Consider the following 23,958-nt stretch of genomic DNA (forward strand, 5'->3'; position numbering starts at 1 on the left):
CCCTTTACCAGCGATAACTCAGGCTGGTGACCACGCTGCGCGCTTCACCCCGGTAGCAGTAGCCCTGCTGGCAGTTGATATAGCGTTTGTCGAACAGGTTGCGCGCATTGAGCGCCAGGCGAACGCCGTCCAGGCCGCCGCCGAAGTCGTAGTGCACGCCGGCATCGACCAGTGTGTAGCCTTCGTTCTTCACGGTGTTCTGTGCATCGCCGTAGTTGCTGCCGGTGTAGCGGGCACCGCCAGAGACGCCTACGCCCATCGGCAGGCGGTAGTCGAGCCAGACAGAAGCAAGGTGGCGGGGAACGTCCAGTGGCTGCTTGCCTTCATTGCCATCGTTGCTTTCAGTCACTTCGGGGTCGTTGAAGCTGTAGCTGGCGGTCATCTTCAGCCGGTCGCTGAGGTCGGAAACGGCTTCCAGTTCCAAGCCCTTGGAGACCTGCTCGCCAGTGGCGATACTGTTGATCGGGTTGGCCAGGTCGCGGGTCAGCACGTTCTTCTGGGTCAGGTGGTACAGCGAGGCGGTGAGCATCGTTGCGCTGCCTGGTGGCTGGTACTTCAAGCCCACTTCGTATTGTTCGCCTTCGGTGGGTTTGTAGGCACCGCTGCCACTCTGTGGCTGGAACGAGGTGGCGTAGCTGGCGTAGGGTGCCAGGCCGTTGTCGAACAGGTAGAGCGCGCCGACCGAGCCAGTGGTGGCTGAGTCACTGGTCTTGCGGTTGATGCCGCTGAGGTTGTCGCTGCGCCGCACGTGCACGAAGTCGCGGCGCAAGCCGGCCGAAAGCCGCCAGCGGTCGAGGTCGATCTGGTCCTGCAGGTACAGGCCGGTGCGTTGCTCCAGGCCATCTTCGTCCGCCAGCGGCGTACCCGGTTTGGCCACCGGTTGGTGGTAGTCGGGCGCGAAGCGGTCGATCGACGGCGCCGGGCCGCTGGCATACGACAATGAGGTGTCGATCCAGCCGTAGTCCACGCCGGTCAGCAAGGTGTGGTGCAGGGTACCTGTTGCAAAGCGGCTGACCAGGCGCGTGTCGGCCGAGACACTCGACATGTCTTCGTACACACCGATGGCATCGCGATCGAGGATGTGCCCCTCGCGCTCCTGATAGGGTTGCAGGTACTGGTTGGTGGTATCGACCTGGCCGTAACGCAGGTTCTGCTGGAAGCTGAAGGTGTCGTTGAAGGTGTGCTCGAATTCGTAGCCGAAGGTCCATTGGCGCTGTTGCAGCTTGTCGAAGTACTCGTCACCCTGCCAGAAATCGGTCAGGTGCTCGCCCTGCTGGTAGAGCATCGGTGAGGCGGCTGTCTCGCGTTCCTGGTATTGCGCCAGCAGTGTCAGGCTGGTGTCTGGGTCGATCTGCCAGGTCAGCGAGGGTGCGATCAGGCGCACGTCGTTGTTCAACTGCTCGATATAGTTTTCGGCATCGCGGTACACACCCACAACGCGGTATAGCAGGTCGCCGGACTCGTTCAGCTTGCCACCCAGGTCGAATTGCCCTTGTTGGTGGTTGTAGTTGCCCGACTGGATCTGTACTTCGTTTTTTACCTGCAGGCCAGGGCGTTTGCTGACCCGGTTGACCATGCCGCCGGGGCTGATCTGCCCGTACATCACCGACGACGGGCCTTTGAGCACTTCGATGCGTTCCAGGTTGTAGGCTTCGGTCTGGTACAGCGACAACCAGCCGCTGCCGGGTTGGCGCAGGCCATCGAGAAAGTCCGCGCCCATGGTGGTTTCGAAGCCACGGATGCTGATCATGTCGAAACGTGGGTCCAGGCCTGATGCGCCTACCCGTACACCGGCAGTGTAGGCCACGGCATCCTCGACGCGGTCGACCTTGCGGTCGGCGATCTGCTCGGCGGTGACCACGCTGATGCTCTGCGCGGTTTCCAGGATGGGCCGGTCGGTCTTGGTGGCGCTGCTGGCGTTGCTGGCGAAGTAGCCCTCGACGGGCGCGAAGGCGCTTTGCGAGGCGGTTGCGTCGATGCTGATCGGCTCCAGCTGCAGGCTGGCGTCGCCCTGGCCTGGCAGCACGACATAGCCGGCGCTGGACTTGTGCAGTTGCAGGCCACTGCCACTGAGCAGTTGGTTCAGCCCGTCTTCCAGCGGGCCGCCACCGGCCAGCCCTGGGCTGTTCAGGCCGCGCACGGCCTCCGGCGAGAAGGACAGGGTGATCCCGGCACGTTCAGCGAAGGTGCTCAGCGCCTGCCCCAAGGGGCCTGCCGGGATGCTCGGCGCGGTCGCTGTGGCGGCCAGCGCACCGCCGGCGTGCAGGGCCAACGCAAGGTACACGGCACGTGACAAGGTTCGGGAGCAGCGGGGCGGTCGGGCAGGCAGCATGAAGCGATCCATTCGAGGAGGTGATCATCCCTAACCGGATGAGCGCGTGAAGTCCGACAGTTTTTTCATGCCTGGGATGAAATACGCACCCACCAGCGTGTGCGTTGGTCGATACGCACAGGCAGCAGGTGGGCGATGTTGTCCAGCAGTGCCCCCGGCTGGTCGAGGTGGAACACGCCCGACAGGCGCAGGTCGGCCACTGCCGGGTCGCAGCGCAGCCAGCCACGGCGGTAGCGAGCGGCCTCGGCGAGGAAGTCGGCCAGGGGTATATCGTTGACGATCAGCAGGCCGCGGCTCCAGGCGAACGGATCCAGGGCGCCGCCGCCCAGAGGCGCCAGTCGCGAGGGGTAGAGCGCAAGGCCGCTGCCAGCCTGCACCCGCTGCGAGCCCGCAGCGGCAGTCACCAGCACTTCACCGCGTTCGACGTGCAACTCGCTGTAACCATCGCGCTCGCGCAGCACGGCGCGCGCCTGGTGGCCTTGGCAAACGCCCTGCTGGCAGCGCACGCGCCAGTCGGCGCCATCGACCAGCATTTCGCCACTGCGCAGGCGGATTTCCCTGCCATGCAGGTCAACGGCGCTGTCAGTGTTCAATTGCAACTCAAGGTCGCCGTTCAGGCGCAACTGCCGCTGTTCGCCGACACCGGTGGTCAAGTCACTGCGCCACGCGGTGGGCGCAGTGCCGATCAGCAGCGTGGCGCCGCCCGCTGTCAGGCCCAGGCCCAGCAGCTTGAGGGTGCGGCGGCGGCTCAGGTCGACGTCGGCCTGGCGCAGCACGGCAGCCGTGCAAGTGGCATCGGGCAGGTGCCCGTTGTGGAAGTGCCCGCTGACCTGCTGCATGCGCTGCCAGGCCAGGTCATGCCGTGTATCACGCAGCCGCCAGGCATTGAACTGGCTGAACACCTCGACATTGCCCGGGCTGGCCCGCAAGCGCATCTGCCACTCGATGGCCGTACGCACGATGGCTTCAGGCAGCCGCTCTGGCGCGGCGGTCACTCGAAGCACAGCCGGTAGCAGTGCAGCAACGCGTTGGCTACGTGGCGCTCTACCGTGCGGCTGGAAACCCCCAGCCGTTCGGCTATTTGCGCATGGGTCAGGCCGCCCAGCTGGTACAGCAGGAAGGCGTCGCGCACGGTGGGTTTGAGGCCATCGAGCAATTGCGCGATGCGCTCAAGGCACTGCATGGCCTCGTGGCGCACGTGCGGGGAGGGGTAGCAGGCCTCGGGCAACTGCGCCAAGGTTTGCAGGTAGGCGCGCTGCAGTGCATCGCGCCGCCAATGGTCGACCACAAGGCCGCGGGCGATGCGTACCAGCAGAGCGCGGGGCGCCTGGGTACTGATCGGCTGGTTGCGCACCAACAGGCGTACGAACGTGTCCTGGGCCAGGTCTGCGGCCTGTTGCGAGCAGCCCAGCGAACGCTTCAGCCAGCTGTGCAGCCAGCCGCGCTGGGTGTCGTACAGGACCTCAAGCGGAATGATCGCATCCGTTTCATGCACTGCCATGCAACGCCCCGGGCCAGGTGAATGGAGAAAGCGCGCACGATAAACGCGAATCGTTCCCAATTCAAACTTTTTTCTGTGGGGGCCAGCAGTGTGGGAGCGTTAACGCTCCCACCAGGGGGAGAATGAATCAGAGGCTTACAGGTTCATCGCCGGAGCGCGCCCGCTCCAGCTGCATGTGCAACTGAGCGACTTGCTGGCGCAGTTGGTCGCGTTCGTCCTTCAATTTACGCAGCTCATCACGGCGCACGGAGACATAGAGGGTCTGGGTTGGAGTGGCAGGCATCAAGGTACCCATGTAAACACCTCGCGGTTTTGGCTGGTGACAATCAAAGCGTAGTCGCTTCACGCGGCGGGCATTCTGAATTCTTTCACTGCTCATTGGAACTTTTTTGTTTAACGTTGTCTCGCCGTTCGTCGCTGAACCCTCGGGCGGTGTGCTGGACTAATCTGAAACGCTGGACTGTGTTGTCATTCATTTTTCAAGGGGAGCATCGGCTCATGCAACTGGGAATCGTCGGGCTGGGCCGCATGGGCGGCAATATTGCAAGGCGGCTGATGCGCGCCGGGCACCGCACGGTCGTGCACGACCGTAACCGTGATGCAGTCGTCGGGCTGGAAGGCGAGGGCGCCCAAGGGGCTCACGACCTTGGCGCGCTGGTGCAGAAGCTCAAGGCGCCGCGGGCGGTATGGGTAATGCTGCCGGCGGGCGAACCTACCGAGCAGACCATCGCGCAGCTGGCCGAACTGCTGGAACCGGGCGATGCGATCATCGACGGTGGCAACACCTTCTACAAGGACGACATGCGCCGCGCCGCCGAGCTGGCCAAGCGCGGGCTGCATTACCTGGACGTCGGTACCTCTGGCGGTGTGTGGGGCCTGGACCGTGGCTACTGCATGATGATCGGCGGTGAGAAGGACGTGTTCGAGCGCCTGGAGCCTTTGTTCAAGGCGCTGGCCCCGGGCGTTGGCGACATTCCGCGCACCCAGGGGCGCGAAGGTGAGCACGACCGCGCCGAACATGGCTACATCCATGCAGGCCCGCCCGGCGCCGGGCACTACGTGAAGATGGTGCACAACGGCATCGAATACGGGTTGATGCAGGCCTACGCGGAAGGCTTTGACCTGCTGCGCAGCAAAGGCGGCGATGAGCTACCGCAAGAACAGCGCTTCGACCTGAACGTCGCCGAAATCGCCGAGGTATGGCGCCGTGGCAGCGTGGTCACCTCCTGGCTGCTCGACCTCACCGCCGATGCCCTGGTGGCCGACCCGCACCTGGCGCAGTTCAGCGGCTCGGTATCGGACAGTGGCGAAGGCCGCTGGACGATCGACGCAGCAGTCGAGCAGGCCGTGCCGGTACCTGTCCTGTCCAGTGCGTTGTTCGCCCGGTTCCGCTCACGCCAGCAGCAGGGCACCTACGGCGACAAGGTCCTCTCGGCCATGCGCCTGGGCTTCGGTGGCCACGTCGAGAAGAAAGGCCAATGACCCGACAGACCACTCCTGCAGCCGGCCCTTGTACCTTGTTCCTGTTCGGTGCCAACGGTGACCTGGTCAAGCGCCTGCTGATGCCGGCGCTGTACAACCTGGGCCGGGACGGCCTGCTCGACCGCAACCTGCGCATCGTTGGTGTGGACCATAATGCCGCCACTGCCGATGAATTCGCCGAACGCCTGCACGCGTTCATGCGTGAACGCGACAAGGGCGGCGAGGGCGCAGCCAAGTGCCTGGACGAAAAACTTTGGGCGCGCCTGGCCAAGCGCCTGGACTACCAGACCGGCGACTTCCTGGACCCGGCCACCTATACCGCGCTGGCCAAGCGCATCGACAAGACCAGCCATGGCAACGCCATTTTCTACCTGGCTACCTCGCCACGCTTTTTCCCCGAGGTTGCCCAGCGCCTGGGGGATGCCGGTTTGCTCGACGAGTCTGGCGGGGGCTATCGCCGGGTCGTGGTGGAAAAGCCCTTCGGCACCGACCTGGCCAGTGCCGAGGCGCTCAATGCCTGCCTGCTCAAAGTGATGAGCGAGCGGCAGATTTACCGCATCGACCATTATCTGGGCAAGGAGACGGTGCAGAACATCCTGGTCAGCCGTTTTTCCAATGGCTTGTTCGAGTCGTTCTGGAACAACCACTACATCGACCATGTGCAGATCACGGCCGCCGAAACGGTGGGCGTCGAGACTCGCGGTGGGTTCTATGACCACACCGGTGCCTTGCGCGACATGGTGCCCAACCACCTGTTCCAGTTGCTGGCGATGGTTGCCATGGAACCGCCTGCAGCCTTTGGCGCAGATGCCGTGCGCGGCGAAAAAGCCAAGGTGATCGGCGCTATCCGTCCCTGGTCGACGAAGATGGCCCTGAAGAACTCCGTGCGCGGCCAGTACACCGCGGGCAAGCAGGGCCGCAAGCGCCTGGCCGGGTATCGCCAGGAGGACAGGGTGGCGGCCGACAGCCAGACCGAAACCTACGTGGCCCTGAAGGTGATGATCGACAACTGGCGCTGGGCCGGCGTGCCGTTCTACCTGCGTACCGGCAAACGCATGAGCGTGCGCGACACCGAAATTGCCATCTGCTTCAAGCCTGCGCCCTACGCGCAGTTTCGCGAATCGGAGCTGGAGCGGCCCAAGCCCAACTACCTGAAGATCCAGATCCAGCCCAACGAAGGCATGTGGTTCGACCTGCAAGCCAAGCGCCCGGGCCCGGAACTGGTGATGGAAAACGTCGAGCTGGGGTTCGCCTACAAGGACTTCTTCAAGATGACCCCGGCCACGGGGTACGAGACCTTGATCTACGACTGCCTGACCGGCGACCAGACCTTGTTCCAGCGTGCCGACAACATCGAGAACGGCTGGCGTGCGGTGCAGCCGTTTCTGGATGCCTGGGCGCAGGACGGCGAGGTGCATGAGTACCCGGCGGGCGAGGATGGGCCAGCGGCCGGCAATGAGTTGCTGGCCCGTGACAAGCGCGAGTGGCACCGGTTGGGATGATCGCACGGCCCACTGTGTGGGCCAGACAGTTGCATTAAGGAGATCCAATGCCTGCCCACATCGAAGACTATGCGCTGCTCGGCAACTGCCGCAGCGCCGCCCTGGTCAGCCGTGACGGTTCCATCGACTGGCTGTGCCTGCCACGCTTCGATGCCCCCGCCGTGTTCGCGGCGCTGCTGGGCAATGAAGAAAACGGTCGCTGGCGCCTGGCCCCCAGCGACTCCATCGAGCATGTCAGCCGGCGCTACCAGCAAGATACCCTGGTGCTGGAAACCACCTGGGTGACTGCCAGCGGCCGCGCCCGTGTGCTGGACTTCATGCCGCTGGACGACGTCAATTCGGTCGTGCGCATCGTCGATGGCATTGCCGGCGAAACCAACTTTGAAATGGACCTGGTGATGCGCTTCGACTACGGGCGCAGCGTACCCTGGGTGGAAAAGCTCGACCCGCTGACCCTGAGCGCCGTCGCCGGCCCCGACCGGCTGATCCTGTGCAGCACGGTGGCCTCGCACGCCCGCGACCACCACACTGTCGCGCGCTTTCGGGTGTGCGCCGGTGAGCGCCAGGTGTTCAGCCTGCGCCATCAACCTTCGCACCTGCCGGTACAGCCCGACTGCGATATCGAACATGCCCTGGCGCATACCGTCAGCCAGTGGCAGGCCTTTGCCGCCCGCTGCCCGGATGTCGGCCCTTACAGCGCGAGCGTGCGCCGTTCATTGCTCACCCTCAAGGCCATGACGTATGCCCCTACCGGCGGCATCGTTGCGGCCGTCACCACCTCGCTGCCCGAAAGCATCGGCCACGAGCGCAACTGGGACTATCGCTTCTGCTGGCTGCGCGATGCCACTATGACCCTGCTGGCGTTCATGAACCTGGGTTACTTCGACGAAGCGCAGGCCTGGCGTGAGTGGCTGCTGCGTTCGGTGGCCGGCAACCCGGAGCAGATGCAGATCATGTACGGCCTGGCAGGGGAGCGAGACCTGCAGGAATACACCCTGCCGTGGCTGGCCGGGTATGAGCACTCGCAGCCGGTGCGGGTGGGCAACGCTGCCGCTCAACAGCGGCAGCTGGACATCTACGGCGAGGTCGCCGACGCCATGGCCCAGGCGATAAAGGGCGGGTTGCCCAGGCACCCACGCAGTGCGGCGATCTCCCGCCTGATCATGCCCTACCTGGAGCGCATCTGGCGTGAGCCGGACGAAGGCATCTGGGAGGTGCGTGGTGGCAGGCAGCACTTCGTGCATTCCAAGGTCATGGCCTGGGTCGCATTCGACCGCGCGGCGGGGTTGGCTGAGACCACCGAGGAGGGCAGCGAGCGCGGGCAGTATTACCGGCAGGTGGCAGATGAAATCCGCCGCGAGGTGTGTGAGCAGGGGCTCGATGCCAAAGGCCTGCATTTCGTCCAGGCCTATGGCTCGAGCGAAATGGACGCCAGCCTGCTGCAGATCGCCCTCACCGGGTTCCTGCCGGCCCAGGATGAGCGGTTTCTGCGCACGCTCGAACAGATCGAGCAGCGCCTGCTGAAAAACGGTTTGCTGATGCGCTATGACAGTGACCGCTGCAGTGACGGCCTGACGCCGGGTGAAGGGACGTTCCTGGTCTGTTCGTTCTGGTTGGCCGATGTGTATGTGCTGTTGGGGCGCCAGGGCGAGGCGCAGGCGCTGTACGAGAAGCTGACCGGGCTGTGCAATGACGTGGGTTTGCTGGCCGAGCAGTACGACCCGGCAGGCAAGCGCATGCTGGGCAACTTCCCCCAGGCGTTCAGCCACATCGGCATCATCAACACGGCGCTGAACCTGCACCGGGCGCAGTGCCCGGCAAGGGATCGGGCCCAGTGTGGTTGAAGGGCATGGCTACTCGTATTCAGCGAAATGACCGGAGTAGACTAGTGCCAAGAGCAATCGACAAGGAATACGCATGAGCGTTCGTCGCCATGAGCTGGCAGCCAGGGCATCGCAATTCTGATGGCCAACCACAAGATCGAAATTCGCCGTCGCAATATCGAGAAGATCCTCGTGGCCGCAGAAAAGGTGTTCGCCGAGAAGGGCTACGGCGCAACGTCCATGGGTGACATCGCCGAACAGGCCGAGCTGCCGCGCTCCAACCTGCATTACTACTTCAGTACCAAGGATGAGCTGTTCCGCGCAGTGCTGCAGGACCTGCTGGATGTGTGGAAGCAGGACGCGCTGTGCTTCGAGAACTTCGACGACCCCCGGGTGGTGCTGACCAGCTACATTCGCGCCAAGATGGGCCATTCGCGCTCACGCCCGCTGGGCTCGAAGATCTGGGCCGAAGAGATGCTGCATGGCGCGCCGCTGCTTGGGGTGAGCCTGGATGACAGCCTGGTGCCCTGGGCGAAGCTGAAGGTAGACAAGATTCGCCGCTGGGTGGAGGAGGGGCGCATCCTGCCGGTGGAGCCTTCGGCGCTGCTGTACATGATCTGGGCTTCGACCCAGCACTATGCCGACTTCGGCTACCAGGTGGCTGTGCTCAATGGCGGAGAACCGCTGTCGGACCTGGCGTTCGAGAGTGCGGTACAGACGGTGACGAGTGTGATCCTGCGCGGTATCGGCCTGGAGCCTTGATAAGTGCATCGCGGGTCGTGTAGGAGCGGCCTTGTGTCGCGAAAGGGCCGCAAAGCGGCCCCAGCGATTCCCAGGCGTCAGCTCGCCTCGCGGTAGGGGTTGCGCGGGTCCTGCGTCCAGTTCAGGTATGGCTTGCCGGTATCCTGCGCCACCATCTCGATGCAATCTTCCACCGGGCAGGTGATCTGGCACAGGTTGCAGCCCACACATTCGTCTTCGATCACGCTGTAGGCATGGGTCCCGTCAGCCTTCAGCGTACTGGCAATGGCCTGGTGCGAGGTGTCCTCACAGGCGATATGGCAGCGCCCGCAACCGATGCAGGCATCCTGGTCGATGTGCGCCACCGATTTGTAGTTGATGTCCAGGTACTTCCAGTCGGTGGTGTGCGCCACGGCCTGGCCGCGGAATGCTTCAAGGTTCTGGTGCCCGTGCTGGTCCATCCAGCGCGCCAAACCGTCCTGCATGTCTTCGACAATACGAAAACCGTGCAGCATCGCCGCAGTGCACACCTGCACCGCGCCACTGCCCAAGGCAATGAACTCGGCCGCATCACGCCAGTTGCCGATACCCCCGATGCCACAGATCGGTAGCCCGCGCGTTTGCGGGTCGCGGGCAATCTCGGCGACCATGTTCAGGGCGATGGGTTTGACCGCCGAGCCGCAGTAGCCACCGTGGGTGCTCTGATCGCCGACGATCGGGTGGGCGACCATGCGGTCCAGGTCGACGCTGGTGATGGAGTTGATGGTGTTGATCAGCGACACGGCATCGGCGCCACCGCGATGTGCCGCACGCGCCGACTGGCGGATGTCGGTGATGTTGGGCGTGAGCTTGACGATCACCGGCAACGCGCAGTGCGTCTTGCACCAGCGGGTGACCATTTCCACATACTCCGGCACCTGGCCGACCGCCGCGCCCATGCCGCGCTCGGGCATGCCATGCGGGCAGCCGAAGTTCAGTTCGATACCGTCGGCACCGGTGGCTTCCACCAGCGGCAGGATGAATTTCCATGATTCTTCAATGCACGGCACCATCAGCGAGACGATCAGCGCACGGTCTGGCCAGTCCTTCTTCACCTGGGTGATTTCGCGCAGGTTGATTTCCAGCGAGCGGTCGGTGATCAGCTCGATGTTGTTGATGCCCTGCACCAGCCGGTTGGCGCCGTAATGCGCCGAGTAGCGCGACGACACGTTGACCGCTGCCGGGTCCTCGCCCAGGGTCTTCCAGACCACGCCGCCCCAGCCGGCTTCGAAGGCGCGGACCACGTTGTAGGCTTTGTCGGTTGGCGGTGCGGAGGCCAGCCAGAAGGGGTTGGGCGCCTTGATGCCGGCGAACACGATAGACAAGTCGGCCATTTATGCAGCCTCCACATTGAGCATGAGTTGGGCATGGATAGCTTCGGCGGCCAGCTTGCCATGTTGCACGGCCTGGACGGTGAGGTCCTGGCCCAGGGCGGTACAGTCGCCACCGGCGTAGACGCCCGGCAGGCTGGTGCGCATGCCCTCGTCGACGCGAATGCGCTCGCCGTCGCGGGCCAGTTGCGCAGCCAGCGGGTCGTTAAGGCTTTGTTCGTCGAAGCGTTGGCCGATGGCTTTGAAGATGGCATCGGCGGCCAGCTCGAAGGTCTCACCGGTGTCGCGCAGGCGGCCATCGGCCAGTTCGGTGCGGGCGAAGCGCATGCCCCGCACGCGGTTGTCGTCGTCCAGCAGCACGGCGTCGGGGCGCGCCCAGGTGTGCAGACGCACCTGGTTGGCCTTGGCGATGTCCTGCTCGTGGCCGGTGGCGCCCATGTCGGCGTAGCCGCGGCGGTATACCAGGTTGACATCGCGGGCACCCAGGCGGCTCATCTGTACGGCCATGTCGATGGCGGTGTTGCCTGCGCCGATCACTAGGCAACGCTCTGCCAACGGCAGTTGCGAAAGATCATCCGCCTGGCGTAGCTCACGGATGTAGTCGGTGGCGGCGAGCATGCCGGGCACCTCTTCGCCAGGCAGGCCGAGCTGGCGTATGGCGTTCAGGCCAAGGCCGAGGAATACCGCGTCGTACTGATCACGCAGCTCTGCCAGGCTCAGGTTGTCGCCCAGGCGGTGGCCGTGGCGCATTTCGATACCGCCGATACCGAGCAGGAATTCCACTTCGCGCTGGGCATAGTCGTCCACCAGCTTGTAGCGGGCGATGCCGTACTCGTTCAGGCCGCCGGCCTTGTCGCAGGCCTCGAACACCACCACCTCGTGGCCATGCATGGCCAGGCGATGTGCGCAGGACAACCCGGCGGGGCCTGCGCCGACCACGGCGATGCGTTTGCCGGTGGCTGGCGAGCGTTTGAACGGGTGCTCGGTGAAACCGGCATTGTCCAGGGCATAGCGCTGTAGCTGGCCAATCAGTACCGGTGCGCATTCCTGGGCGTTGTTGCGCACGCAAGCCTGCTGGCAAAGGATCTCGGTAGGGCACACGCGGGCGCAGCTGCCGCCCAGGATGTTGGCCGAAAGGATGCGCTCGGCGGCACCTTGCAGGTTCTCGTCGCTGATACGGTGAATGAACGAGGGGATGTCAATTTCGCTCGGGCATGCGTTCACGCAGGGCGCGTCGTAGCAATACAGGCAGCGGGCGCTTTCCACTGCGGCCTGGCGGGCGGTGAGGGGTGGCGCGAGGTCACTGAATTGCTCGGCCAGCTGGTCGGCGCCGGCCCGGGGGCGCGGCAAGTGGTTCAGGGCATCGATCACGGTTGTAGCCTCTCTTTTTTTTAGGGCTTGGGCGGGGGGGGGGCGCCATGCGCCCCAATCGCCGGCAAGCCGGCTCCCACAGGTACAGTGATGTCCCTGGGAGTGATGCCGCCCCTGTAGGAGCTGGCTTGCCGGCGATGGGCTGCGCAGCAGCCCCAACAGCTTCAGCGCTGGACGGGTATCGGGCGCTGCTGCTCGGCGCGGCGGCCCAGGACCTCGTACACCGAGGGATACGCCGGGCGCTCCACGTAACGCCCCGCGCCAGGCTCGGCACGCAGGTCGCCATCGGCCCAGACCACGCGGCCCTGGCTGATGGTGTGGCTGGGAATACCGCGCACGGTGCGGCCTTCGAAGATGTTGAAGTCAACACGCTGGTGGTGGGTTTGCGCGCTGATGGTGCGCGTGCCCTGTGGGTCCCACAGCACCAGGTCGGCATCGGCGCCGACGCGGATGGCGCCCTTGCGCGGAAACAGGTTGAAGATCTTCGCGGTGTTGGTGGAGGTCAGCGCGACGAATTCATGCATCGACAGCCGCCCACTGTTGACGCCAGCGTCCCACAACACCGCCATGCGGTCTTCGATGCCGGCAGTGCCGTTGGGGATGCGGCTGAAGTCGTTGCGGCCCATGGCTTTCTGCTCGGCGCAGAAGCAGCAGTGGTCGGTGGCCGTGGTGTGCAGGTTGCCCGATTGCAGGCCGCGCCACAGGGCTTCTTGATGCTCGCGCGGGCGGAAGGGTGGGCTCATGACATAGCCTGCGGCGGTGGCCCAGTCCGGGTCGAGGTAGACGCTGTCGTCGATCAGCAGGTGCCCGGGCAGCACTTCACCGTAGACCGGCTGGCCCTTGGCCCGGGCATAGGTGATTTCGTCCAGCGCTTCACGGCTGGAGATGTGTACCACGTACAACGGCGTACCAATGGTTTCGGCGATGCGGATGGCGCGGCTGGCAGCCTCGCCTTCGACTTGCGAAGGGCGCGACAGCGGGTGCGCCTCGGGGCCGGTCAGGCCTTGGGCGAGCAGTTTTTGCTGCAGGTGGTAGACCAGCTCGCCGTTCTCGGCGTGCACGGTGGGGACCGCGCCCAGTTGCAGGCAACGCTCGAAGCTGGCGACCAGGGTGTCGTCGGCCGCCATGATCGCATTCTTGTAGGCCATGAAGTGCTTGAAGCTGTTCACGCCATGTTGGGTGACCAGCTCGCCCATTTCTTCGGCGACCTGCTCGCTCCACCAGGTGATGGCAACGTGAAAGCCGTAATCGGACGCGCTCTTTTGCGCCCAGCCGCGCCAGGTGTGAAAGGCCTCCAGCAGCGATTGCTGCGGGTTGGGGATGACGAAGTCGATGATCGAAGTGGTGCCGCCGGCCAGCCCTGCGGCTGTGCCGCTGAAGAAGTCCTCGCTGGCCACTGTACCCATGAAGGGCAACTGCATGTGGGTGTGCGGGTCGATGCCGCCGGGCATCAGGTACTGGCCGCTGCCGTCAAGGATCTCGCAGTCGGTAGGGGCTTGCAGGTCTTTGCCAATGGCGCGGATCTGGCCATCGACACACAGGACATCAGCGGGGTAGCTCTCGTCGTGGGTGACCACGGTGGCGCCACGGATCAACAGGGACATGCCGTCTTCCTCGCAGGCTGACCGGTCTGTGCCGGTTCTTCAATTGTTATGCGCCAGTGGCTGGAGGATGAATTTCAATCCTGTCAGGCCTGACAAGAATGGAATTTAGATGCTCATTGTGGATTGTTCAAGAAAATAATTTATGAGCTTATAACTTCTATAACTAATTGTTTTTTAACGATTAATTTCAATAATCACCAAAATGGTGAGGCCTTTCACCATTTTGACGCACTTGACAAGAAGCCAAATTGGTCAAGATTTTCCATGCAAAATCAGCTGCTTGAAACCTGGCCGGGAGGCGCAAGGCGCGCCACTGAAAAACCAGGCTGCACCAGTTTGAAACCTGATGCAGGGGCCAGGGCCGGCCCATGGCGCTGACAGCGGCAGGCGAAGGCATGACCGTGCCATCGCGGCAAGCGGATCAATGCCTTGCAGATCAGTTGATTACCTGCGGTCGGCGGCGGCCGGCCGGGCAGCCGAAGGCCAGCCCGGCACGTATTTTGAGTACGGCCACAACCGCCAGGCCGGACCGCAGGAGCAGTACTGGTGGTGTATGTACTCCGGCCATCGCGTTAGCCCGATGAGCAGACAATTAGAAAAATCTGGAGAAGGCCCCATGCAACAGAGCAGATCGCAAGTGATCGAGCAGGATGGCCTGTTCGAGCTGTCCGCAGGCAGTGACGTACTCGACAGCCCGCGCTACAACCACGACATCGCGCCCACAAAAGTGCACCAGCGCACCTGGAACACATGGCACATCACCGCATTGTGGGTGGGCATGTCCATCTGCGTGCCCACCTACACCCTGGGCGGCGTGCTCACGGCCTACTTTGGCCTGAGCGTGGGCGAGGCGTTGCTGGCGATCCTGCTGGCCAACCTCATCGTGCTGATCCCGCTCACCCTCAACGCCTTCCCCGGCACCAAGTACGGCATTCCCTTCCCTGTGTTGCTGCGTTCATCGTTCGGTATCTTCGGCTCCAACGTACCGTGCCTGATACGCGCGGTGGTTGCCTGTGGCTGGTTCGGCATCCAGACGATGTTCGGCGGCTTGGCCATTCACCTGTTCCTGGGCTCGATCTTCGATGACTGGAAAGCGCTCGGTGGCACCGGTGAAGTGATCGGCTTCATGGTGTTCTGGGCCCTCAACCTGTGGGTGGTGTTGCGCGGCGCCGAATCGATCAAATGGCTCGAAACCCTGTCGGCGCCGCTGTTGGTGGCGGTCGGCTTCGGCCTGCTGTTCTGGGCGTTGCCGCACATGTCGATGACCGAGCTGCTGGCCCAGCCGCCCAAGCGCCCGGAAGGGGCGAGCGTAGTGAGCTATTTCTGCGCCGGGCTTACCGCGATGGTCGGTTTCTGGGCCACTTTATCGCTGAACATTCCGGATTTCAGCCGCTACGCCAAGAGCCAGAAAGACCAGATCCTCGGGCAGATCTTCGGCCTGCCACTGACCATGTTCCTGTTCGCCTCCCTGGGCGTGGTGATGACCGCCGCCTCGGCGTCGCTGGTGGGTGAAACGGTGTCCGACCCGGTGAGCCTGATCGGCAAGATCCAGAGCCCGGGCTGGGTGGCACTGGCCATGGCGCTGATCGTCATCGCTACGCTGTCGACCAACACCGCGGCCAACATCGTCTCGCCGACCAACGACTTTCAGAACATTGCCCCGCGCCTGATCGGGCGTACACGTGCCGTGTGGCTGACAGGTTTCATCGGCCTGGCGCTGATGAGCCACGAGCTGCTGAAAAAACTCGGCTGGATCGTTTCCGACATCAGCCTGGAGAGTGTCTATTCCAACTGGCTGCTGGGGTACTCCAGCCTGCTTGGGCCGATTGCCGGGATCATGGTGGTGGACTACTTCCTGATCCGTCGGCAGAAGCTGGATCTGGCCGGCCTGTACCGTGATGACGTTTACCCGGCCTGGAACTGGGCAGGGTTTGCTGCCTTTGCGCTACCTGTGGCACTGACCGTGATGGCCATTGGTAACAGCAGTTTCAGCTGGTTCTACGACTATGGCTGGTTCACCGGGTCGCTGCTTGGCGGGGCGTTGTACTACGCCCTGGGCGGCTTGGCGGTGCGTGGGCCAGTGCAGCCTGTGATCAATGCAGACAACAAAAACGCCTGAGGAGGCCTGACCCATGACCGCAGCCCAACAAGCCCTGCTATCGACTGAACGCCACGTTAACAGTGACCGCCTGTGGCAATCGCTGATGGACCTCGCCCGCCTCGGGGCCACACCCAAGGGTGGTGTCTGCCGCCTGGCGCTGACCGACCTCGACCGCCAGGCCCGCGACCTGTTCGTCGAGTGGTGCGAGGCGGCCGGTTGCAGCGTCAGTGTCGATGCCGTCGGCAACATCTTTGCCCGCCGCCCTGGGCGCAATCCCAAGCTGCCACCGGTGATGACCGGCAGCCACATCGACACCCAGCCCACCGGGGGCAAGTTCGATGGCTGTTTCGGGGTGATGGCGGGCCTTGAGGTGATACGCACCCTCAATGACCTGGGCATCGAGACCGAAGCACCGCTGGAAGTGGTGGTATGGACCAACGAGGAAGGCTCGCGCTTTGCGCCCTGCATGATGGGCTCGGGGGTGTTTGCCGGCAAATTCACCCTGGAGGAAACCCTGGCCAAGCGTGACGCCCAGGGCGTGAGCATGGGCGAGGCGTTGACTGCCATCGGCTACGCCGGCCAGCGGGCAGTGCTTGGCCACCCGGTAGGCGCGTATTTCGAAGCCCATATCGAGCAGGGACCGATCCTTGAAGACCAGGCCAAGACCATCGGTGTGGTGCTTGGGGCGCTGGGGCAGAAGTGGTTCGACCTGACCTTGCGCGGCGTTGAAGCCCATGCCGGCCCTACGCCGATGCACCTGCGCAAGGATGCACTGGTCGGCGCTGCGGCGGTGGTGGAGGCGGTCAACCGGGCGGCGCTGGGCCATCAACCGCATGCCTGTGGCACGGTCGGTTGCCTGCAGGCCTACCCGGGTTCACGCAACGTGATCCCGGGCGAAGTGCGCATGACCCTGGACTTTCGTCACCTCGAAGGTGAGCGGCTGGACGCGATGATCGCCGACGTGCGGGCAGTGATTGAAGCCACCTGTGACAAGCACGGGCTGAGCCATGAACTGGTCCCCACGGCCGACTTCCCAGCGCTGTACTTTGACCGCAGTTGCGTCGATGCCGTGCGCGATGCTGCGCAGACCTTGGGCCTGCCGCACATGGATATCGTCAGCGGGGCAGGGCATGACGCGATCTTCCTGGCCGAGTTGGGGCCGGCGGGGATGATCTTCGTGCCTTGTGAAAACGGCATCAGCCACAACGAAATCGAGAACGCCACCCCGCAAGACCTGGCAGCGGGCTGTGCGGTGTTGCTGCGGGCCATGCTGGCGGCGTCGGAGGCGATCGCCAGCGGGCGGCTGGCGGCTTGATGCCTGAGCGTCCCATCGCCGGCCCGCAGATCACAAAACCGATGGAGAACAGCGCGATCATGTCGCTTGGGATTTGCTAGGTACCCGTGACGCGGCCCAGGCACCCATCGCGCCCGATATGGTAACGCTGCAGGTCCTGGGCCAGGGTCAGGTTGCCGCTGTAATGGGCCTGCGCCTCTTCCCTTACCTCGTCGATGCATGGGCTGCGCCGAGGGTCCGGCTGATAGCGGGCACTGAAGTGCGTCAGCACCAGGTTGCGCACACCGGCCGTTTCGGCGAAGCGCGCCACCGCTGCGGCACTGCTGTGGCCGAAGCTGACACCTGTGCGGGCGATGATCGGTTGTGTGAATGTCGCTTCGTGCACCAGTACATCAACGTCTTTTGCCGCCTCGGCCAAGAGGTCGGGGTTGTCATTGTCGCCGCAGACGATCACCCGCCGTGCCGGCCGCGAGGCGCGCAGGTAGTCGCGGCCATGCAGCACGTGCCCGGCATGCTCCACCGTGAGGCCCTTGGCAAGGTCGCCCCACAGCGGGCCGCGCGGGATACCTTCGGCAGCCAGGCGCTGCACGTCAAGGCGCGGCTCGGGGTTGAGCTCGGTGAACACGAAAGCGACGCTGGGCACCCGGTGCGATAGCTGTACGGTGCTGACGGCAAGGGTATCGCTGCGCCATTCGCCCAGTTGCTCGACCGCCAGCAACCGCAGTTCGAACGCCAGGAAGGTATCACTGGCAGCCAGGCTCAGGCGCACCCAGTCGTGCAAGGCGGCCGGCAGCACCAGGTCCAGCGGCGCCGTGCGCCCGCTCATGCCGGCGCTGGCCAGCAGGCCTGGCAGGCCGAAGCAATGGTCGCCGTGCACATGGGTAATGAAGATGGCGCGCAGGTCGCGGACCGACAATGGGGTATGCAGCAGTTGATGCTGGGTACCTTCGCCGCAATCGACCAGGTACCAGTGGCTGCCGCTGGCTTCTATCACGGCGGTGGCGCTGACGTTGCGCGCCTTGGTGGGCACCCCGGCCGAGGTGCCCAGAAACAGCAGGTCCAATGACTGACTCCAAGTTTGATTAGGCGCTCACCCTGGCCCGAGCGAACCAGGGCGTCGATGAATCAGGGTTTTACTGCATCATCGCCCTGCCGCCAGATCAGCTCGCTGGTGTCATAACCCTGTTTCTGGGCAATGGCCAGCATCTGTTCGCGGGTCTGGTCGTTGATGACCGGGGTGCGTGACAGCAGCCACAGGTATTCGCGGTTGGGGTGCCCGACCAGCGCTACGCGATAGTCCTTGTCGTGATACAGCACCCAGTATTCACCCTTGGTCAAGCCTGGCGCCAGGCGGCTGAACCAGTTGTCGAAGGTGACCCACAGCTTGTCGGTCTTGCCCGGCTGCTGCGCCTCGGCGATGCCCTTGGCCTCGTTCCATTGGCCGTCCTTTTCCTTGCAGCGGTTGGTCACATCGATGCGACCGTCTTCGCGCAAGCCATAGTTGGCTTCGGACTGCACGCAGTTGCGCTGGAAGAACATCGGCAAGCGCGCCTGCTCGTACCAGGTGCCCTGGTAGCGCTGCAGGTCGACCTGCTGTGTGGCCGGTGGCGCACGATGCTCATCGCTCGAACCGGCGCAGCCCGCCAGGGCCAGTGTCATGCAGGAAACAATCAGGGCTGTACGCATCGCCATGGCAAACCTCTTGGGAAGGGATGAAGAGCTTACCTGTGTTTCGATGCGTGTGCGGGGCAAAAGTTGTATGGGTTTTTTTGTGCAGGGCAAACCTCTGTCGCAGGCGCCTGAGCAACCCGGGCAAGTCCCGCTTTTGGCACAAGTACGGCAACCAGGCTGGGTTAACATCCGCGCAGTGAACCTTTATCCCCGCAGGAGTGCAGCCCGTGACCGAGTACAGCGCATTCAAGGTCGAACTGACCGACAACATCGCCCATGTGCAGATCAACCGCCCTGAGAAGATCAACGCCATGAATGCTGCCTTCTGGGAAGAGATCGTCGATATCTTCCAGTGGGTCGACGACACCGATGCGGTGCGCGCCGTGGTCATCAGCGGCGCGGGCAAGCATTTTTCCTCGGGTATCGACTTGATGATGCTGGCCTCGCTGGCCGGCCAGATGGGCAAGGACGTTGGCCGCAACGCGCGCCTGCTGCGCCGTACCATCCTGCGCCTGCAGGCCTCCTTCAATGCCGTGGACAACTGCCGCAAGCCCGTGCTGGCGGCCATCCAGGGCTACTGCATTGGCGGTGCCATCGACCTGGTGTCGGCCTGCGACATGCGCTATTGCAGCACGGACGCGCAGTTCTCGATCAAGGAAATCGACATGGGCATGGCCGCAGACGTCGGCACCCTGCAACGTTTGCCACGTATCATCGGCGACGGCATCATGCGCGAGCTGGCCTTCACCGGGCGTAACGTTGCGGCCGACGAGGCGCTGCGCATCGGCCTGGTCAACCGGGTCTATGATGATCATGCTGCATTGCTCGACGGGGTCTTTGCCATTGCCCGCGAGATTGCCGCAAAATCACCGATCGCTGTAGCGGGCACCAAGGAGATGCTCAGCTACATGCGTGACCATCGCATCGATGATGGCCTGGAGTACATCGCCACCTGGAACGCCGCCATGCTGCAGTCCGAAGATTTGCGCGTGGCTGTGGCGGCGCACATGAGCAAACAGAAACCGACGTTCGCCGACTGACCGGGCCGGGGGACGCAGTAAAGGAACCCCGACATGTCAGCACGCTGGACTAGCGCAGTACTCGACCCGCAGATCACCGGGGGCTGGGCTGTCGCCCGCAGCCCGGAAGGGTTTTTGGTGGACGCCAATGGCGCGCTGTTCCCCCGCGACTGGCTCAAGCGCCAGGACCTGGATGTGCTGGCCGAGCACGGCATCGGCCATTTCGACGGCGAGCCGGTGTTCCTGCTGGAGCTGCGCAGCGCCGCCGAGGTGCCCGGTTGCGGCTGGCGCGGCTTGCGGGCATTCATGCTCGAAGGTGATTTCGATCTTTATAAAGTGCTTGGCTACGCCGCGCAGATCGGCACCTGGGCGCGTGAGCACCGTTTCTGTGGCAGCTGCGGCCAACCGATGATGCAGATCCGCTGGGAGCGGGCGATGTACTGCCAGCCCTGCGACCTGCGCAGCTACCCACGCATTTCGCCGAGCATGATCGTGCTGGTGACCCGTGGCGACGAAATCCTGCTGGCCCGGTCGCCGCGCTTCGTCACTGGCGTTTACAGCACCCTTGCAGGCTTTGCCGAACCAGGCGAATCGGCCGAGGACTGCCTGGTGCGCGAAGTGCGCGAAGAAGTGGCGGTGGAGGTGCGCAACATCCAGTACGTCGGCAGCCAGTGCTGGCCGTTCCCGCATTCGATGATGCTGGGCTTCCACGCCGAGTATGCCGGCGGCGAGATCGTCATGCAGCCGGACGAGATCGAAGACGCCAGGTGGTTCAACGTGCACGACCTTCCACCGCTGCCAGCCGGGCGCTCCATCGCCCGGTACCTGATCGATCTGTATGTCGCCAGGCGTTCAGGCCTGCCCGAACCAGTGTTGCCACGCTAGGCGCACGGTCAGCGCCAGCACCACGGTGATGAACACCGGGCGGATGAACTTGCTGCCGCCGCTGATCGCCGTGCGTGCGCCGAAGAACGCACCCACCATCACCGAAAGGCCCATGCACAGGCCGACGACGTAATCCACCTGCCCGGAAATGATGAACACCGTCAGCGCCGCGATGTTGCTGACGAAGTTCATGCTGCGCGCCACGCCGCTGGCGCGGACCAGGTCGATGGGGTAGAGCAGCAGCGTGCTCACGGTCCAGAAAGCACCGGTGCCGGGCCCGGCCACGCCATCGTAGAAGCCCAGGGTGAAGCCCTGCGGGAACTGCCACTTCTTCTTGATCGGGGCATCGGCATCCAGCGGCGCTTTGGGCGTACCCCCGAACAGCAGGTAGATGCCGCAGGCGAAGACGATCACCGGCAGCATCTTGTTCAGCCATTCGGCCGGCATGTAGTGGGCGACGACCGCGCCGATCAGCGCGCCGACCAGGGTGGCGAACAAGGCCGGGCGCCATTGCGCCGGGTGGAACAGCTTGCGTTTGTAGTAGGTGAAACCGGCGGTGGCCGAGCCGAAGGTCGAGCTGAGCTTGTTGGTGCCCAGCACCAGGTGTGGCGGCATCCCGGCGGTGAGCAGTGCCGGGGTGGTGAGCAGGCCACCGCCGCCAGCGATGGCGTCGATGAACCCGGCGACGAAGGCGACCAGGGCGAGGATCAGCAGGGTGAGTGGTTCTACGGTGAGTTCGAAGGGCATGGGTGTCTGGCAGGCAGGAGGCAGGCAGGGTGCGGCAAACTGCCGCGCTAGAAGGGCACCATGGTAATCCCGGGCGGGATGCGTTGCCAGTGCCGGCCTCTTCGCTTGGCAAGCCCGCCCTCACAGGTTTTGCACAGTACTCAAGACCGGTGATAGTCCTGAGGGAGCAACTGTCTTGCCGGCGATGAGGCCAGCGCGGAAGATCACGTCAGCTTCGGATAAAGGCCAGCAAGTCCGCATTGATCACATCGGCATGGGTTGTCGGCATACCGTGCGGGAAGCCCTTGTAGGTCTTCAATGTGCCGTTGGGCAGCAGCTTGGCCGACAGCGGGCCGGAATTTTCATAGGGAACGATCTGGTCATCATCACCATGCATCACCAGCACGGGCTGCTGGATCTTCTTCAGGTCTTCGGTGAAGTCAGTCTGGGAAAACGCCACGATCCCGTCGTAGTGCGCTTTGGCGCTGCCGATCATGCCTTGGCGCCACCAATTGGCAATGACCCCCTCGGCCGGCTCGGCACCGGGCCGGTTATAGCCATAGAACGGGCCGGTCGGCACATCGCGGTAAAACTGTGCCCGGTTACTCGCCACCTGTGCCTGGAACCCGTCGAAAACCGACTTGGGCAAGCCGCCGGGGTTGTCTGGCGTTTGCACCATCAAGGGCGGCACGGCGGCGATCAGCACCGCTTTGGCCACCTTGTCGCCTGGGTAGCGGGCCATGTAGCGCACCACTTCGCCGCCTCCGGTGGAGTGACCGACATGCACCGCACCCTGAATACCCAGGTGCTCGACCACGGCGGCCACGTCATCAGCGTAGTGGTCCATGTCATGGCCGTCCCATACCTGGCTGGAGCGGCCGTGGCCACGGCGGTCGTGGGCGACCACTCGAAAACCTTGGCCAAGGAAGAACAACAGCTGCGCGTCCCAGTCGTCTGCGCTGAGCGGCCAGCCGTGATGGAAGTGGATGACCGGCGCATCGCGCGGGCCCCAGTCCTTGTAGAAGATCTGAACGCCATCCTTCGTGGTGACGTAGCTCATGGTCGTGTCTCCTCTGTGCAGGGGGATTGCCGAGTGAGCTATTCAGAATAGGAGAGTTTTCTGTCTTGTCAGTACCGGCCTCTTCGCCGGCAAGCCGGCGATGAGGCCAGTATCTGTTTCAAAGGAACCACCGGTACTCGCGGGCACTCACCTCCTGCATGAACGCCAGGTGGTCCTGGCGCTTGTTCTCGCAATACACCATCACGAACTCTTCCCCCAGCCCTTCATTTACGGCCGGGTGCCCACGCATGGCTGCGACTGCGCTGGGCATGTCCTTGGGAAAGTCGACCCCGCTGGCGCGATCGTCATTGAGCGGCGCAATTGGCTCCAGCGCGGCATCCAGCCCGTGCTCCATACCGCACAAGATGGCCGCTAGCACCAGATACGGGTTGGCATCTGCCCCCGCCAGGCGGTGCTCGATACGCACATTGCAAGCATCCGACTCGGGGATGCGCAGGCACGCATCACGGTCCTCGAAGCCCCAGCTGGCGCGGCTGGCGGCATTGACCATGGCGCCGTACCGGCGAAACGCATTGTGGTTGGCGGCGAATATCGGCATGCAGTGCGGCAGCAAGGCCAGGCAACCGGCCACTGCATGGCGTAGCGGGCGCTGCTGGTCGGCCGCCAGCAGGTTGTTGCCGGCCTTGTCGTACAGGCTGACATGCACGTGCATACCGCTGCCTGGCGCCTGCAGGTAGGGTTTGCTCATGAACGAGGCGCGCAGCCCGTGCTTGAGCGCCACGCCACGCGTGCTGCGGCAGAACAGGGCGGCCCAGTCGGCGGCACGCAGGCCGTCGTCGCAGTGGCCGAAGTTGATCTCGAACTGGCCAGGGCCGAGCTCGGCGGTGATGACGTTGGCGTCGACCCCTTGCGCGTTGGCGGTTTCGACCATGTCGCGCAGCACGTCGCTGAACCGCGACAGCCGTTCGATGTGCATGTTGGGCTGGTCGTCCGCGTCATCGCTGAACGGGTCGTGGGGGAACTGCGGCAGCCCCTGCTTGAGTGCCCGGTCGAACAGGTAGAACTCCAGCTCGAACGCCACCACCGGGCGAATGCCGCGCCGTTCCAGGCGCTGCAGCACGCGGGCGAGCACCTCCCTGGGCTCGAACTCGATGGGTGAGGCGGTGCCGTCGGAGCTGATCAGCATCTGGCCCAGCGGTTCGCGCTCCCAGCTGACCGGCTTGAGTGTGCCGGGCACCAGGCGCCGCAGGGCGTCCGGGTCGCCGTCGTTGAAGCAGTAGTCGCCAATCGGGAACAGCCCGCCTTGCACGCCCAGCAGCACGCAGTTCTGCGGGAGTTTCAGCGGGCTGCCGGCGGCAACCTTTTCGAGCATGTCGATGGGGTAGCGTTTGCCGTAGAAATGCCCGGGGATGTCCAGGCTCAGCAGGTCGACGTGGCGTACTTCGGGGTAACGGGCACGGAAGGCGCGCACTTCACTGAGCAGATCGGCAAAGCCTGTCGTTGTCGTTGTCATGC

General features: G+C 64.0%; 20 protein-coding genes. 8 read left to right on the forward strand and 12 right to left on the reverse strand.

Features of this window, described 5'->3' with window-relative positions:
• Nucleotides 1-4: 4 nt before the first annotated feature.
• From ACMGF5_RS17780 to ACMGF5_RS17795, 4 genes are all read right to left on the reverse strand, one after another.
• Complete coding sequence (locus ACMGF5_RS17780; protein ID WP_346640193.1) at nucleotides 5-2,332, reverse strand: TonB-dependent siderophore receptor; 2,328 nt, start codon at nucleotides 2,330-2,332, stop codon at nucleotides 5-7.
• Nucleotides 2,333-2,397: 65 nt separating this feature from the next.
• Nucleotides 2,398-3,327: a DUF4880 domain-containing protein gene (locus ACMGF5_RS17785; protein WP_119688635.1), complete on the reverse strand. Its 930-nt coding sequence runs from the start codon at nucleotides 3,325-3,327 to the stop codon at nucleotides 2,398-2,400.
• A complete protein-coding gene (locus ACMGF5_RS17790) occupies nucleotides 3,324-3,833 on the reverse strand; it encodes a sigma-70 family RNA polymerase sigma factor (protein ID WP_414157014.1) in 510 nt (169 codons plus the stop codon). Before ACMGF5_RS17790 ends, ACMGF5_RS17785 begins: the two co-directional genes overlap by 4 nt.
• Before the next feature lie 127 nt (nucleotides 3,834-3,960).
• On the reverse strand, nucleotides 3,961-4,128 hold the full coding sequence (locus ACMGF5_RS17795) for a DUF6026 family protein (protein ID WP_168216561.1): 168 nt from the start codon (nucleotides 4,126-4,128) through the stop codon (nucleotides 3,961-3,963).
• Between the two features lie 167 nt (nucleotides 4,129-4,295).
• Here ACMGF5_RS17795 and gnd point away from each other — a divergent pair, with 167 nt between their 5' ends.
• The 4 genes from gnd (at nucleotide 4,296) to ACMGF5_RS17815 (ending at nucleotide 9,402) form a co-directional block, all read left to right on the forward strand.
• Nucleotides 4,296-5,315, forward strand: coding sequence for a phosphogluconate dehydrogenase (NAD(+)-dependent, decarboxylating) (gene gnd, locus ACMGF5_RS17800; protein WP_323613676.1), 1,020 nt, complete (start codon nucleotides 4,296-4,298; stop codon nucleotides 5,313-5,315).
• Complete coding sequence (zwf, locus tag ACMGF5_RS17805; RefSeq protein ID WP_115275321.1) at nucleotides 5,312-6,817, forward strand: glucose-6-phosphate dehydrogenase; 1,506 nt, start codon at nucleotides 5,312-5,314, stop codon at nucleotides 6,815-6,817. The genes gnd and zwf overlap by 4 nt, the downstream gene beginning before the upstream one ends.
• 47 nt (nucleotides 6,818-6,864) lie before the next feature.
• Nucleotides 6,865-8,661, forward strand: a complete 1,797-nt coding sequence (locus ACMGF5_RS17810) for a glycoside hydrolase family 15 protein (RefSeq protein WP_119688637.1) — start codon at nucleotides 6,865-6,867, stop codon at nucleotides 8,659-8,661.
• 120 nt (nucleotides 8,662-8,781) lie between these two features.
• Nucleotides 8,782-9,402: a TetR/AcrR family transcriptional regulator gene (locus tag ACMGF5_RS17815; RefSeq protein ID WP_012313733.1), complete on the forward strand. Its 621-nt coding sequence runs from the start codon at nucleotides 8,782-8,784 to the stop codon at nucleotides 9,400-9,402.
• Between the two features lie 77 nt (nucleotides 9,403-9,479).
• On the opposite strand, the gene preA is transcribed toward ACMGF5_RS17815, so the two are convergent.
• The 3 genes from preA to hydA form a co-directional block, all read right to left on the reverse strand.
• The gene (gene preA, locus ACMGF5_RS17820; protein WP_115275318.1) at nucleotides 9,480-10,754 is read right to left on the reverse strand and encodes an NAD-dependent dihydropyrimidine dehydrogenase subunit PreA; all 1,275 of its coding nucleotides are present in this window, start codon (nucleotides 10,752-10,754) and stop codon (nucleotides 9,480-9,482) included.
• Nucleotides 10,755-12,122 (reverse strand): NAD(P)-dependent oxidoreductase, encoded by a 1,368-nt coding sequence (locus ACMGF5_RS17825; protein WP_119688638.1) that lies wholly within the window; start codon nucleotides 12,120-12,122, stop codon nucleotides 10,755-10,757.
• Between the two features lie 164 nt (nucleotides 12,123-12,286).
• Nucleotides 12,287-13,726 carry a dihydropyrimidinase gene (gene hydA, locus ACMGF5_RS17830; RefSeq protein ID WP_414157015.1) on the reverse strand — a complete coding sequence of 480 codons (1,440 nt, stop codon included), beginning with the start codon at nucleotides 13,724-13,726 and terminating at the stop codon, nucleotides 12,287-12,289.
• A gap of 616 nt (nucleotides 13,727-14,342) precedes the next feature.
• On the opposite strand from hydA, the gene ACMGF5_RS17835 reads away from it, so the two are divergent.
• Nucleotides 14,343-15,845, forward strand: coding sequence for an NCS1 family nucleobase:cation symporter-1 (locus ACMGF5_RS17835; protein WP_119688639.1), 1,503 nt, complete (start codon nucleotides 14,343-14,345; stop codon nucleotides 15,843-15,845).
• Nucleotides 15,846-15,858: 13 nt separating this feature from the next.
• On the forward strand, nucleotides 15,859-17,142 hold the full coding sequence (locus ACMGF5_RS17840) for a Zn-dependent hydrolase (protein ID WP_115275315.1): 1,284 nt from the start codon (nucleotides 15,859-15,861) through the stop codon (nucleotides 17,140-17,142).
• 76 nt (nucleotides 17,143-17,218) lie between these two features.
• On the opposite strand, the gene ACMGF5_RS17845 is transcribed toward ACMGF5_RS17840, so the two are convergent.
• Both ACMGF5_RS17845 and ACMGF5_RS17850 read right to left on the reverse strand, forming a co-directional pair.
• The gene (locus ACMGF5_RS17845; protein WP_046787269.1) at nucleotides 17,219-18,184 is read right to left on the reverse strand and encodes a ribonuclease Z; all 966 of its coding nucleotides are present in this window, start codon (nucleotides 18,182-18,184) and stop codon (nucleotides 17,219-17,221) included.
• A gap of 62 nt (nucleotides 18,185-18,246) precedes the next feature.
• Nucleotides 18,247-18,813: a lipocalin family protein gene (locus tag ACMGF5_RS17850; RefSeq protein WP_080952155.1), complete on the reverse strand. Its 567-nt coding sequence runs from the start codon at nucleotides 18,811-18,813 to the stop codon at nucleotides 18,247-18,249.
• Between the two features lie 206 nt (nucleotides 18,814-19,019).
• Between ACMGF5_RS17850 and ACMGF5_RS17855 the strand changes: the two genes are divergently transcribed.
• Together ACMGF5_RS17855 and nudC are read left to right on the forward strand one after the other, a co-directional pair.
• Nucleotides 19,020-19,832 carry a crotonase/enoyl-CoA hydratase family protein gene (locus ACMGF5_RS17855; protein WP_115275314.1) on the forward strand — a complete coding sequence of 271 codons (813 nt, stop codon included), beginning with the start codon at nucleotides 19,020-19,022 and terminating at the stop codon, nucleotides 19,830-19,832.
• Between the two features lie 33 nt (nucleotides 19,833-19,865).
• Complete coding sequence (nudC, locus tag ACMGF5_RS17860) at nucleotides 19,866-20,696, forward strand: NAD(+) diphosphatase (RefSeq protein WP_119688642.1); 831 nt, start codon at nucleotides 19,866-19,868, stop codon at nucleotides 20,694-20,696.
• Here the strand turns inward: nudC and ACMGF5_RS17865 are convergent.
• The 3 genes from ACMGF5_RS17865 to ACMGF5_RS17875 all read right to left on the reverse strand — a co-directional run bounded on the left by ACMGF5_RS17865 (nucleotide 20,664) and on the right by ACMGF5_RS17875 (nucleotide 23,956).
• Nucleotides 20,664-21,443, reverse strand: a complete 780-nt coding sequence (locus ACMGF5_RS17865; protein ID WP_115275313.1) for a TSUP family transporter — start codon at nucleotides 21,441-21,443, stop codon at nucleotides 20,664-20,666. The two genes, nudC and ACMGF5_RS17865, sit on opposite strands and share 33 nt — an antisense overlap.
• A gap of 208 nt (nucleotides 21,444-21,651) precedes the next feature.
• Nucleotides 21,652-22,482 (reverse strand): alpha/beta fold hydrolase, encoded by an 831-nt coding sequence (locus tag ACMGF5_RS17870; RefSeq protein WP_119688643.1) that lies wholly within the window; start codon nucleotides 22,480-22,482, stop codon nucleotides 21,652-21,654.
• 118 nt (nucleotides 22,483-22,600) lie between these two features.
• Entirely contained in the window at nucleotides 22,601-23,956 is a 1,356-nt protein-coding gene (locus ACMGF5_RS17875; protein WP_281868581.1) for a glutamine synthetase family protein, read from the reverse strand.
• Between the last annotated feature and the right edge of the window lie 2 nt (nucleotides 23,957-23,958).

Origin of the sequence: Pseudomonas sp. BNK-15 (assembly GCF_047456105.1) — a bacterium.
Classification (GTDB): domain Bacteria; phylum Pseudomonadota; class Gammaproteobacteria; order Pseudomonadales; family Pseudomonadaceae; genus Aquipseudomonas; species Aquipseudomonas putida_E.